The following is a 12,115-nucleotide window of genomic DNA, read 5'->3' as shown; positions in this document are numbered from 1 at the left end:
TCTCGCCGCCGCTGTCGGCCTACCTGAGGTATGAGTGCGAGTGGGGGTACGCGTTCACGGTTCCGGCAGGGGACGAGGTGTACATACTCGATACGTCGAAGACCCCGATTCCAACCGACCAGCTTGTAGATCATGACTGGTGGTTGCTGGACGACAGTCATGTGCTGCGGATGCACTACGACATGGAGGGGCGGTTTCTCGGAGCAGAACCCCTGGATTCTTCGGCGAGCGCCCACGTCGAGAGCCGTGAGGCGCTGATGTCGGTCGCGGTTCCTTTCGAGCCGTGGTGGGCAGCCCACCCCGAATACCACAGGGCCGCGAATCTCTAGACTCCCTTCATGTCCTCCACCCCGCTGCCGTCCCAGTACGCCCGAGACAAGCTGGCCAACCTGCTTCGCAGCATGCGAGTGCGTAGCCAGCTGACGAGTGCGGCGGCCGCGCAGCGGGCCGGTTTCTCACAGTCGAAGCTATCGAAGATCGAAAATGGCGCGTTGCTGCTGTCCTTCGCCGACGGTGAGGCGCTTTGCCGAGCGTACGGCGCCACCGCTGATCAGCGAGACGAGGTACTTGATCTTCTGAAGCTGCTCCACGACGAGATGGAGAGTGCACGAATCGTCCTCCGGCGCGGAGCGCACCGCAAGCAGCAGGCATACGCCCTGATCGAAGCGGAGACGGCTCTGTACCGAGACCTGCAGGTGGCGTACGTCTCGGGGCTCCTGCAGACACCTGCCTACATACGTCACATGGCGGGCACCGCGATGAACGACAGCGACCGCGAGAAGCACGTCGCCGCCCGGATTGCTCGTCAACGTGTACTGGACGACGAGACGAAGAGCTTCGTCTTCGTCATGACGGAGGGAGCTCTCCGATGGCGGGCCGGATCCTCACAGGTGATGGCAGAGCAGATTGAACACATCACGGAGATCTCGGCTCGACCCAACGTCCGCGTTGGCGTCATTCCGTGGACAGCGTCAGCGCCACACGGCGTAATGCCAGGTCACGAGGTCCACATCTACGATGATCGGCTGGTCGTCATCGGCATCCTGACCGCGACTGCCAACATTCAGGACCCGCGCGACATCGAGCAGTACCTGGTTCAGTTCGCGGCCCTTGAGGCTGTGGCGTCCTTCGGCGCTGCGGGCCGAGCTGAGTTGGAGCGCATCGCAGGAGACTTCGCCGGCAGCTGACAGTCATATTCCATCTGATGAGGAATACTCGTTGCGATGATTCCATGTGACATGGAATCATCGTATCAAGCGTGCTCTTCAGCAGTACGGACCCTCCAGGCGCTACGAACGCTGGACGGGCCCTCGGCGCAGCCACCACCTCGCACCGCAGCCGAAGGAGGTGATCGGCTGGCCATCAGACGTAGCACGGTTCGCACCGACTCCGTCTCCGACAGGAGCATTTCATGATCTCGTTGACGCCGACCCAGTCCGACGCTGGCGTCGTCGATCCACGCACGTTGATCGCCCCGGAGCTGTTCGCCCGGATGGCCAGCCGTATCGTGGCCGACCGCGACCTGCCGTCCCAGGACGCCGAAGCCGTCCTGGAGCAGGCGCTGGGTTTCCTGTACGCGTGCGCCCGCAACCCCGGCGCCGCGCTGACCCCGTCCCCGCAGGTGGACATCGGGTGGCATACCTTCCTCACCTACACCCGCGAGTACGAGCGGTTCTGCTCGAAGGTCGCCGGCAGGTTCATCCACCACCGGCCCGACGAGCCCGGCACCGGCGACCGCTCGGCCGCCCGCCTGGGCTAGACCGTGAACGCCATGCGCGCGCTCGGTATCGTCGTCCGCCCCGAGCTGTGGCTGCTGCCCGCCGAATGCAGCCAGTGCTACGCGGGCTGCGCCGACGACCCGAGCCCGACCGAAGGGACACCGGCATGATCCGGCCCACCTGGGAAGAACTCCCCTCTGACGTCGCCGACGCGGTGCAGGCCCAGTGCGGGCCGGTGCTCAAGGCCGACAGCGCTACGGCGGGCATCATGCCGGGCGTGGCCGCCCGCCTCGACCTGGAGGACGGCGGCACGGTGTTCGTCAAGGCGATCACGGACGGCCACGAGGCGGCCGCGCTGCACCTGCGCGAGCGGTGGGCGGGCTGGAACCTGCCCAGCGAGGCGCCCGCGCCGCGCATGCTGTGGGCCGACACCGTCGCGGGCTGGCACGTCATGGTGTGGCAGCACGTCGACGGCGCCCGCCACGCCGACCTGTCGCCCGGCTCTCTGGACCTGCCCGCCGTCCTCGATGCGATGGTGCTGCTCGAAGCCGTGCTGACCCCGTGCCCGAGCGGTGCGACGCCGGTGGGGAGCAACGTCGCGTCGCTGCTCGTCAAGGCCAGGCGGCTGCTGGGCGGGCCGGTCGGCGACCTGCCCGACCGGGGGCTGTACGAGGTGGCGATCGAGCGTCTGGACCTGTCGGACCTGCGCGGCGACACGCTGCTGCACTACGACCTCAGTGCGGGCAACCTGCTCGTCACCGATCAGCAAGTCTCCGTAGTGGACTGGTCGTTCGCCGCACGCGGCGCGCGCTGGCTGGAGGCCGCACTGTTCGCGCCCCGTCTCGTCGAGGCCGGGCACCGGCCGGGCGACGTCGACGAGCTCCTGTCCACGCTCCCGGCGTGGAGGTCCGCTCCCCGCGACGCTGTGACGGGGATGGCGGCGGCGTGGACGCTGTTCCGCCGTTACAAGGCCCGGTACGGCCCACAGGAAGTGCGCCGGGCCCGCGCCCGAGCCGCGCAGGCGGGCCGCGCCTGGCTGACGTACCAGCAGACGAACTGACACGACGCCAAGTGGCGCACCTTCACAGCGCCGCCGTCCTCGCTCCGCCCTGAACTGGGCAGGGCGAGGACCCAGAGAACGTTCGCCCGTCTCCGTGTTCTGGAGAAGATAGACGTATGACAGAGATTCGGGTGCTGCTCACCGTTGGCGATATCGCGCGGATCGTGACGCCGCTCCACCCTGCGAGTTCGCCCCTGTCCGTATCGGCCACCCGGGTAGCGGAGCAGACAGGGCTGCCGATCAACGAGCTGCCTGGGCGCCGGTTCACAGTCACCACGCTGACCTTCGAGGACGCCGACGGCTTCACTCTGGTGAACGACCCGCGCGTCTGATCTTAACATGCGTGGACGGCCTGCCCGGCGCTCCCAGATCGCGACGACGTCGGCTCGCTGCGGCTTCCTGCCGTCGGCTCATACCTGGGGGTGTCCGATCTGCCGTGCGGGATGCCGCCGCGTCACCTCACGTCTTCCGACAAGGGGTATGGCTCCCCCCAGCGGCCCGTGACCGCCGCCTCCTCCACCGCCGCCAGGTCGCCGCCTGTTGATGCCGCCGTGCGGATCGCTGCCACCGCGCCACCGATGAACGGGGCGTCCACCAGCAGGCGTGTGTTATCCGGGAGTTGCTTGCCGCCGTTCGCGAGCGCCACCTTGACGGCGCCGATCGTGCTGACCATGTCGACCAGGATCACGACTCCGGCGCCGCAGTCCACCGATTGGATCCCTTCCAAGATATCTTCCGGGCTGACGCCGGGCTCGCCGTGCGGCATGCCGCCCACCCCGACCACCGGCATACCCGCCGGGTTGAGGGACGTGATCTTCCAGGCCAGCTTGGCCACCGCCTCTACCACGTCTGCGCTCTGTGAGACCAGCACGATCCCGACGATCCCTTCCTCGTACCTGCTGTCACGCACCGGCCACCTCCGCCAGGCCGACGATCAGCTGGGCCGAGGACGTGGCACCGGGATCCTGGTGCCCGAGGGTGCGTTCCGCGCGATGACACGTCCGCCTCTTGCGGGGCAGTAACGGCGTCGTTGCCGCAGCGGTGGTCGCCGTCACACAACGGTGGAAGAAACCGATCTCGAACACTGAATCTCCTTGCGTGGCAGGGTGCTGTGCGGTCGCCTGCCTCCGGATCACGGAACCGGAGGAATGACCTGACGGCGATGACCTCTCCATGATCATCTGTATCGCCAATTTCGCGGGCGAGGAACCCAGGAACAGCCGTTGGCTGTTGGACGCCTGGGATCAGGAGAGGGTGAGCTCCGGTGGCCGCGTCAGCTCCACGGTTGGATGTTCGCGTTGCCCTGTTCCCGATACTCGATCGCCTGGATCAGGCATTCGAGCTTGTCGGCGTCACGTGCGCACATCGCTTCGAGGCTCGTCTTCTGCTCGTACTCGCCCACGGCGTCCCGCATCATCCGCGCGACCGGCTCCGGAGCATTCGCCACCTGGTCGTCGGTGACCTGCTCGTTCGCCGTGGCCTGGAGGTAGTGCTTGCCGATGTACGGGATATCGGTGACTCGTGATTCCTGGGTGTCGTGGAACAGGCTCAGGAACGCGGCGCGCTCGGCATTGCCGCCCTCCAGCGCCGCGATCACACTGGCGATGAGCGCCGCCCGGAACGAGTGGTCGGCGATGCTCTCGGGATTGCCGACCCCCGCGACCGCACCTGTGGCGCACCAGCCAGCACAACACCTCCGGCGAACGCCCGTCGCTGGGCGTCGACGAGACGATCGTGCCCGGCGTCTTCTACGCGCTGCCGTACAACGTGCGGCGACTACTCGGGCTCGACAAACGTCCACGCCACGAGGTCCTCGTCAGATGATCGAACTTCGTCCCTTTCGAGACGACCCTCTGCGCTCTTCGTCGAGCGCGGCGCGTAGTTCGACCGCCCGTTCGGCGAGCCAGGTGAGGTAGGGCTCAGGCGTTTCCTCCGCCGGGCTGCCGAACCAGAGGTCAGCGGAGCGCTCCAGCGTGCGGGCCGCCCACTCCGGTCGTTCGATCAGGACTTTCTCGACACAGTCGACGACATCGGAGGCCCACCAAGCGGCGTTCCGGACCCTGATTCTGAAGATTTCCAGAGCCTCATCGACGGGGTCTGTGCGCCAAAGGTCGGCGCAGAGTTCCTCGAAGAAGAGAGCGGGGTTCTGCTCGCGCCATTCATGAGCTTGCTCAGTCTCTCGGAGAATGCGCCAACCAAGTTCAGTGTTCTCGCTCATCCGCCCCCTGCTCAGATTGTTGGCCAAGCGCTAGGGACGAAGCATCCCAGGGGTACCAATTGTCCGCCCGCGCAAACCTCGGGTACGCCGTCTGATCGATCGACGCAACCCAAACCCCGGCGAGTCACCACTACCCAGCTCGAACCCGGGAGTCCAACGACCGGCGATCAAGAGCGTGGCCCGTTTCCGCCATATCCCGGTGGCACCTGCACCTAGGAGGACATCCGATGCCGTCGACCGTGATGGCGCGAGCGCAGAAGCTGCTACGAACGCCGGACGGGCCCTCGGCGCAGCCACCACCTCGCACCGCAGCTAGAAGCTGCGGGGTGGGCTCGTGGTGGTTGCGCGTGCTGCGAGCGCGTGCAGGGCTGAGGAGACGGGGCCGGGCGCGTACCGCAGGGTGGAGATCAGTGCGGCGACCGACGGTCGGCGCACTTCCTCCGGCGCGGTCCGTTCCGCACTCAACAGCGCGTCCACGGCGCGCTCGCGATCTCCGTGGGTGTGCCAGGCTCGGGCGGTGTCGATCCAGTAGCGGGCGCGCTGCTCAGGCGTGCCCAGCAGGTTCAAGTCGACCCCGTGAGCGTGGGCGAGGGCCGTCTGCGGGTCTCCGAGCGCGTGGTGGATGTCGATCCTGAACGTGGCGACGGTCGCGACGGTGACCGCAGACACGTCGGTCACCGAGGCTGGCAAGCGCGTGGCAGCGCGTTCCGCTTCCCGGATGTAGTCCTCGGCCTGAGAGGCGTTCCCGGCCTGTGCGCTGGCATAGGCGGCGGTGCACAGGAGTGTCACGTACCCGCTGACGACGTCGGGGACGGCATCGCCTCGGTCGGCGTCCAGCCGGGAGGCGGTGTCGGCCAGCAGCCCGGTGGCGGCAGCGTGGCGTCCCTGACGGCGCATCGAGATCGCGACCCGCCGGGCCGCAGCGGTGACGGCCAGGACGTCACCGGACGTACGGGCCGCACGCAGTCCTCGATCGGCGGCTACCCAGGCCATCCCGTCGCCGCCGGCCTTGGTCGCCAGCTCGGCGGTGAGCACGTAGGCGGACGCGAGCAGGGCATGGATCCGGTCCCGGTCGTGGCCTGCGGCCGCGGTGGCGGCGGCTTCCGCCGTCTGCACAAGCGGCGGGAGCATCGCGGACAGGCGGGTGTAGTGGGCGGAGGCCATCGCCGAGCGCGCCCGGCCGAGCTGCGTCTGCAGGCCGGTCAGGCTGGCGGTCGCGGGCGTTGGCGTGCTCGGGATGGTCAGGAGTTGTTCGATACGCCCGGTGATGGTGTCGGAGGCGGTGGTCAGGAACGCGGTCCCGGCCACGAGGAACTGGCGGCGCTTCACGTGGTCCTCCTGATCCTCTCCAGCCGACGTCGTCGCCACCCTACGCGCTGCCCCTGCCGAGCTCCTACTACCCGGCGGGGTCGGCGGGCTGCCAGGGTCGGCCAAACCCAGCCAGGCTGGAGTGATTTCCAACGCGGTGGCCAGGGTGCGCAGGATGGCGATGTCGTGCAGTGGTTGGCGGCCTGTCTCCAGCCGGGAGATCGTCGCCGCCGAGATGTTCATCTGCGCGCCGAGTTGCTGTTGGGTGAGTCCCGCGCGCCAGCGTGCCAGCCGGACGATCCGGGGGAAATCCGACGCTTCCACCGCAGTACGGAGCTCGGCGGCCAGATGTGCAGGGGCTTCCAGCATGTGGTCACCGACCTGGTCCCGGGGACTCCACCGTAGCTCTGGCAGGCACGCCGGAGAAGAGTTTTGCAGATCCTGCAAACGATCTTACGAGGGTTGTGAACGGCCTTTCCCGTAGGCCCGCGAAGGAGTGTCGTAGACCGTGACCGGCCGCCCAGACCGCTCCGAAAGAGCACCTCACAGAAGGGCTCCACAATGACCGAAGCGGCTATCAACCTGACCGACCCCGTTGAGCTCGCTCCCGTGGCGTTCCTCGAACTGGAGCTCACCAACCGCTGCCAGCTCGCCTGCACGCACTGCTACTCGGGAGCGGGCCCGGCAGAGGGGCACGGCAGCATGACCGTCACCGACTGGAAGCGACTGCTGGACGAGGCCCCGTCCGCTGGGGTCGAGACCGTCCAGCTCATCGGTGGCGAGCCGACCATGCTCCCCGACTTCCTGCCGCTGGCCTGGTATGCGCTCAGCGTCGGCCTCCAGGTGCAGGTGTACTCCAACCTGTACCGCGTCACCGAGCCCCAGTGGGGGCTCTACACCCAGCCTCGGGTGACGCTGGCCACGAGCTATTACAGCGATGTGGCCGCCGAGCACGACAAGATCACCGGCCGAGACGGCTCTCACGCTCGCACTCGCGCCAACATCGTTCGCGCGCTGGAGCTGGGCATCCCGCTCAAGGTCAGCGTTGTCGACCTCGGCGACCCTGGTCAGCGCGCCCAGGAGGCGCACGCCGAGATGACCGAGCTCGGCGTGCCCAGGGTGGGGCCGATCGACCGGATGCGGGCGGTCGGCCGCGCCACCGCCGCCATGAGCATGGAGTCGGTCACGTCCGAGCTGTGCGGCCAATGCGGCGACGGACGCGCCGCCGTCTCCTGGGACGGCGACGTGCGCATGTGCGTCCTGTCCCGCTTCCTGCCCTCCGCTGGGAACGTCCGCACCGCACCGCTCGCGTCCATCCTGTCCGGAGAGACGTGGGCAGAGCTCCTCGGGCAGGTGCCGCGAAAGGTGGGCCGCGATTGCAATCCCGCCTCGGACGGGAACGACTGTGCCCCTGCCGAAACCATCTGCGAAAGCAACGCGCTCATCCTTCCGACCATCCCGGCCGCATTGCCGGCCCGTCGGAGTGGCGACCAGTGATCGCCGCGATCCCATACTCGGTCATGGACTGGAAACAGGAAGCCGTAACCCTCGCCGCCGCAGCGACGCCGCCGGGCTCCCGCTGGCGTGCCCCCGTCGAAAGCACACCCCGCCACGTGTTCGTCCCGAACTGGTGGGCGGCCGGTGACGGCGGCTGGCGGCTACGGTGCGGCCACGACGACGTCGAGGTGTGGCGGTCGGTGGCTTACCGCGACCGGACGCTCGTCACCCAGATCGGGCCGCTACACGCCGACGAGGCCGAACCGGATACGACCATGACGGCTCGTCCCACCTCCTCCTCGACGCTGCCCAGCCTGGTCGTGCAGATGTACCGGCACGCGTCCATCGCCGACGACGACACCGTCCTGGACGTTGGGACCGGCAGTGGGTACGGCACGGCGCTCCTGTGCGCTCGGCTCGGCGATTCCCGTGTGACAGCCATCGATGTCGACCAGTACTTGAACGACACCGCTGCCGCTCGGCTGGAGACGCTCGGCTACCGGCCCCGCGTGGTCACTGGGGATGCTGTCGGCTCGCTCGACGGCCAGTGGGACCGCATCGTCGCGATGGTCTCCATGCCGACCGTCCCACCTTCCTGGTTGGAGGCTCTCCCAACTGGGGGACGGCTGGCTACCACGCTTGTCGACATGGGGATCATCCTCACCGCGGAGAAACGCGACGACGGCACCGCGGCGGGCCGGGTCGAGCGAGACCAGGCCGCGTTCATGCACACTCGTACCGGTCTCGACTACCCGCCTCGGGACCTGGCGTTGCGTGAACGGGCGCTGGTGGAGGACGGGGAACATGTCGAGCCCGGTCGGTTCCCGGTGTTGGACGTGGTAGAGGCGTGGGATGTCCACACCATGGTCAGCATCCTCGCGCCTGGCGTCGAGCACCATTACGTCGAACACGACGGGCGCAAGGTCGCGGTGATGACCCACGGAGACGGTTCCTGGGCCCGCGCCGTAGAGCGTGATGGCCAGGTGCGAATACACCAGTCCGGCCCGCGCCGCTTGTGGGACGTGCTCGACCAGATCCGCGACTTCTGGCTCAGGAGCGGCGAACTGCCGTTCCGAGGTGCCCGAGCAACGATTACGCCGGACGGGACGATCACTCTTCGGCGTGGCCGATGGTCGGCCACTCTTGGTCAATAGTCGGTCGCAGCCACGCGCCTTGGACAACTCTGCCGAACGGCAGGCGACAGTCCAGGGAGCGTAGCCGCATTCACCCGCAAATCCAGATGCGGGGTGTCGAAACTCATGCCCGACACCATCGCCGCGCAGTTGGCCGCCGCCGGGCTCGCCGTGAACCGCACGGAGATCACCGCCCAGCGCCCCGAAGCGCGATCGTGACCCGGCCGCGAAAGTCGGCTCTCACCCTTGGGTGCGGACAGCCGGGCTCCGGTGGCTGCTTGGGTCAGGCACCAGCAGCTTGCCTCGTCGTGCTCACGTACGTACCGATGCGTCAGAGATTCCCGTCGCGGATGTCGGCCAGGAAGGCTCTCCACCCGCCAGGGGTGAAGGTCAGCACGGGACCGCCTCGGCCCTTGTTGTTGCGGACGTCACAGTGCGGGCATCAAGATCGACGATTGTCGGGATGCGACGACGCCGGTAGGGCGACAGTAGAGTGCGCACGGTGACCACGGTCTGCCGGGCTCGCCCGGAGTAGATGCCTTCCTGCAGCGCTGTATCCCATGTGGCGCATGCCTGATCGAGTTCGCCCACCGACAGCTGAGCGGCCCCAGATAGCCCAACGTAACCGCGCGGGTGCGGCGAAATGCCGTACCCCGAATGCGAACGCTGCGACGAAGCTGACGGACAGCGCTGCGGTGGTCTCCGCTGGCACGCAGGGTGCAGGCGGTCTCATGCGCCAGGGAGTCGCGGAGCGCCAAGTCTTTGACTCAGTCGGGGATCTGGAAGGTGTAGGACCAGGAGAAGCGGCTGCCCGCGTGGATGCCACAGGCGTACTCGATGGGGCGGCCATCGGCGGTACGAGTGATGCGATGCAGTTCGATCACCGGTTCGCCCGCCGGCAAGTCCAGCAACAGCGCTTCTTCGGCTGTCGGCATGCGTGTGGCGAGTTCCTCGGTGATCTCGTGCGGAGGCAGTCCGCGATCGGTGAGGACCTGGAAGCCGCCCGAGGGTCCGGCAATTCCTGGGCGGGGGTCGACGAGCGCGGTGCCCTCGACATCGGCCTGCCGGTAGTAGCTCGCCATCGTGTGGGTGGGCACGTTGTCGCGGGTCATCACCCGGGCGCGTTCGTAGACCAGGTCACCAGGGCTGATGCCGAGTGCGGCCGCAATGCGATCGGTGGCCTCTACCAGAGCGACATCCTGGGTCTGGCCGCCTTGCTGGGTCACCGTAGAACTGCCGGGCTTGTCGTCAGCTTGGGCCTCGACGGTGGTGTGCTGCCAGCGGTGGCGCGCGTATCGGTCGGGGCCCAGGCGGCGGACGGGGTGCGGTTGGCGCACGTACGCACCCGACCCGTGGATCGTCGTCACCAGGCCTTCGGACTTGAGTATGCCGATCGCCTTGATAACCGGGTTCTGGGTGACGCCGTACCGCTCGGCGAGTACCCGCATGCCGGGCAGCTTGAAGCCGGGTGGGAGGCGACCGGACTTGATGTCCGCCCGCAGGTCGTCGGCGATCCGGCGCGAGGGCGGGATCTGGCTTTCGCTCATCATGTCACCACCGTACGTCAACTGCTGTACGTCACTTGCTTGACGGGCGTTAGCGACGCGCCTAACGTAAGTGACGTACAGCTCTTGCTATCCGTCACTTACTTTATGGGCCTAGTGCCCGAATCTCAACGAGTGCGGCCCCGGTGCTCCAACACCGAGGCCGCGCGAGTCGCTACCTGAAGGGAACCCGACTCATGAGCAAGTCTTCCATGCCCGCTGCACGGCCACGCTGATGGTCGGGCTCGACCACGCGGCCCCCGAAACCCTCGTGTGGACCCCCCTCTACGGCGCCAAGGTGACGGAGGCGGCGTAGTGGCCATCCTGACCGAACTCGCCCCCCGCCACGCGCGCCGCCGCCAGGCGCCCGCCGAGCCGGTCGTCCGCGAGTCGTGTTTCTCGCTTCAGGATCCGCCGTTGGCGATGGGGTGCGAGGTGTGCGGGCACCCGCCCTACGCCCACGGCTGTTCCAGTGTGGGCGCCCACGAGTACGAGGTGCCGTCGGCCGTGCTGATGGCCGAGCGGCTCCACCTGTATACGGCGCTCGGTCTGCACCGGCGTCGGATGTCGGCGGCTGAGTTCCGCCGCGAGCACGTGTGCGCGCCTGCGCCCGAGCAGGCTGCCGCCGACGACGTGGATGCGGTTCAGGTCGAGGCGAAGCCTCTCGAAGGCCAGGCCGTCGCAACGGCCGTCACGATCCCGGATGTCGAGGTGGCTGCCGTGCGGCGCCCGATGCCTCGTTCTGCCGAGTCGCCGGCTCCGAGCCGTGACGGTGTCGATCGGATCGCCGTGTCACCGCTACGGTCGGGCGGTCGCCGGCGGCCGGTCCTGGGGCGGCCGTCGGCCGACCGATCGGGCGCCTTCTCGCGAGCGCGCCCCTCAAGGGCGACGGCCCGCGCCCACGCACCGGACATGTCACACCGGAAGCGTGATCACCGAGGACGGACCTTCCCACCGAACCGGCCTGAACCCGTTGGATGGCACCAGCAGGCGCAGTCCGCAGTCGCAGGAGAGGTCTCCGGGTGATGGCCACCACCGGACAGCGGCCGAGTGTTCTCACCTTGGCGTTGCCTCACACGCCCGAGGCCGTGGGGACGGCGCGTCACGCGGTCCGCGACGTGCTCCAGAAGCGCGGCTGGCCGGACGAACTGGTCGAGAACGCGACGCTCGTGGTCTCCGAACTCGTGACCAACGCGGTCGTCCACGGCCTCCCACCGATCGAGCTGCGGATGCAGGTGATCTCCGGCTTCGCCGCCGGACGGGTCACCGACCGCTCGCCGGACCTTCCCGTCCCTGCCGAGGCCGACGTCGAGGGTGAGGGTGGCCGTGGCCTGGCCATCGTGGCGGCCGTGGCCGTCGGCTGGGGCTCCTACTTGCTGCCCGAGCGTGGCGGCAAGGCGGTCTGGTTCGAGTTCCGGGGCCCTCCCGACCTCGCACCAGCCGCGAGACCGTCTCTGGGTCTCCGCCTGTGGGGTGTTCCCGGCCCCGGCAGCAGCCCGTTCCGGGGGGACCTCAACGCCCCTTCGTTCAGCAGCCCGTTCCGGTGGCCGGCCTGAGCCGTCCGAGACGTCGGCCCGCCCCCTCTTGAGGCGAGGGACGGCCGAACCAACAGGGTGGCCCACCGCCATCGAGGTACG

General features: G+C 68.2%; 14 protein-coding genes and 2 pseudogenes. 9 read left to right on the top strand and 7 right to left on the bottom strand.

What is annotated here, in order from left to right:
- The 5 genes from ABD120_RS05795 to ABD120_RS05775 all read left to right on the top strand — a co-directional run.
- The coding region (locus tag ABD120_RS05795) for a DUF6879 family protein (protein ID WP_343948645.1) at positions 1 to 329 on the top strand (329 nt) is incomplete at its 5' end.
- Between the two features lie 9 nt (positions 330 to 338).
- The gene (locus ABD120_RS05790) at positions 339 to 1,187 is read left to right on the top strand and encodes a helix-turn-helix domain-containing protein (RefSeq protein WP_343948644.1); all 849 of its coding nucleotides are present in this window, start codon (positions 339 to 341) and stop codon (positions 1,185 to 1,187) included.
- 224 nt (positions 1,188 to 1,411) lie between these two features.
- Positions 1,412 to 1,759: a glycine-rich domain-containing protein gene (locus tag ABD120_RS05785; RefSeq protein ID WP_343948643.1), complete on the top strand. Its 348-nt coding sequence runs from the start codon at positions 1,412 to 1,414 to the stop codon at positions 1,757 to 1,759.
- A 125-nt stretch (positions 1,760 to 1,884) separates the two neighbouring features.
- Positions 1,885 to 2,778, top strand: a complete 894-nt coding sequence (locus tag ABD120_RS05780) for a phosphotransferase family protein (RefSeq protein ID WP_343948642.1) — start codon at positions 1,885 to 1,887, stop codon at positions 2,776 to 2,778.
- A gap of 131 nt (positions 2,779 to 2,909) precedes the next feature.
- Positions 2,910 to 3,110 (top strand): hypothetical protein, encoded by a 201-nt coding sequence (locus ABD120_RS05775; RefSeq protein WP_343948641.1) that lies wholly within the window; start codon positions 2,910 to 2,912, stop codon positions 3,108 to 3,110.
- A gap of 122 nt (positions 3,111 to 3,232) precedes the next feature.
- Here ABD120_RS05775 and ABD120_RS05770 read toward each other — a convergent pair whose 3' ends face one another.
- The 5 genes and pseudogenes from ABD120_RS05770 to ABD120_RS05750 form a co-directional block, all read right to left on the bottom strand.
- On the bottom strand, positions 3,233 to 3,688 hold the full coding sequence (locus ABD120_RS05770; RefSeq protein ID WP_343948640.1) for a PTS-dependent dihydroxyacetone kinase phosphotransferase subunit DhaM: 456 nt from the start codon (positions 3,686 to 3,688) through the stop codon (positions 3,233 to 3,235).
- On the bottom strand, positions 3,681 to 3,863 hold the full coding sequence (locus ABD120_RS05765; protein ID WP_343948639.1) for a DAK2 domain-containing protein: 183 nt from the start codon (positions 3,861 to 3,863) through the stop codon (positions 3,681 to 3,683). Before ABD120_RS05765 ends, ABD120_RS05770 begins: the two co-directional genes overlap by 8 nt.
- 188 nt (positions 3,864 to 4,051) lie before the next feature.
- Positions 4,052 to 4,420 (bottom strand): annotated as a pseudogene (locus tag ABD120_RS05760) (HD domain-containing protein); the annotation flags it as partial.
- A gap of 174 nt (positions 4,421 to 4,594) precedes the next feature.
- On the bottom strand, positions 4,595 to 4,996 hold the full coding sequence (locus ABD120_RS05755; RefSeq protein WP_343948638.1) for a hypothetical protein: 402 nt from the start codon (positions 4,994 to 4,996) through the stop codon (positions 4,595 to 4,597).
- A 312-nt stretch (positions 4,997 to 5,308) separates the two neighbouring features.
- Positions 5,309 to 6,673 (bottom strand): helix-turn-helix domain-containing protein, encoded by a 1,365-nt coding sequence (locus tag ABD120_RS05750; protein WP_343948637.1) that lies wholly within the window; start codon positions 6,671 to 6,673, stop codon positions 5,309 to 5,311.
- 192 nt (positions 6,674 to 6,865) lie between these two features.
- On the opposite strand from ABD120_RS05750, the gene ABD120_RS05745 reads away from it, so the two are divergent.
- Positions 6,866 to 7,801: a radical SAM/SPASM domain-containing protein gene (locus ABD120_RS05745; protein ID WP_343948636.1), complete on the top strand. Its 936-nt coding sequence runs from the start codon at positions 6,866 to 6,868 to the stop codon at positions 7,799 to 7,801.
- 23 nt (positions 7,802 to 7,824) lie between these two features.
- Positions 7,825 to 8,955, top strand: coding sequence for a methyltransferase domain-containing protein (locus ABD120_RS05740; protein ID WP_343948635.1), 1,131 nt, complete (start codon positions 7,825 to 7,827; stop codon positions 8,953 to 8,955).
- Positions 8,956 to 9,265: 310 nt separating this feature from the next.
- On the opposite strand, the pseudogene ABD120_RS39700 reads toward ABD120_RS05740, so the two are convergent.
- Together ABD120_RS39700 and ABD120_RS05735 are read right to left on the bottom strand one after the other, a co-directional pair.
- Positions 9,266 to 9,352: pseudogene (locus tag ABD120_RS39700) on the bottom strand (DUF397 domain-containing protein); the annotation flags it as partial.
- Between the two features lie 349 nt (positions 9,353 to 9,701).
- Complete coding sequence (locus ABD120_RS05735; RefSeq protein WP_343948634.1) at positions 9,702 to 10,484, bottom strand: GntR family transcriptional regulator; 783 nt, start codon at positions 10,482 to 10,484, stop codon at positions 9,702 to 9,704.
- A 309-nt stretch (positions 10,485 to 10,793) separates the two neighbouring features.
- Between ABD120_RS05735 and ABD120_RS05730 the strand changes: the two genes are divergently transcribed.
- Positions 10,794 to 11,504 (top strand): hypothetical protein, encoded by a 711-nt coding sequence (locus ABD120_RS05730; RefSeq protein WP_343948633.1) that lies wholly within the window; start codon positions 10,794 to 10,796, stop codon positions 11,502 to 11,504.
- Positions 11,504 to 12,034 carry an ATP-binding protein gene (locus ABD120_RS05725; RefSeq protein ID WP_343948632.1) on the top strand — a complete coding sequence of 177 codons (531 nt, stop codon included), beginning with the start codon at positions 11,504 to 11,506 and terminating at the stop codon, positions 12,032 to 12,034. The genes ABD120_RS05730 and ABD120_RS05725 overlap by 1 nt, the downstream gene beginning before the upstream one ends.
- Positions 12,035 to 12,115: the final 81 nt, after the last annotated feature.

This window comes from Nonomuraea longicatena, assembly GCF_039525605.1.
GTDB lineage: Bacteria > Actinomycetota > Actinomycetes > Streptosporangiales > Streptosporangiaceae > Nonomuraea > Nonomuraea longicatena.
This window is presented reverse-complemented; position numbering and strand designations above follow the sequence as displayed.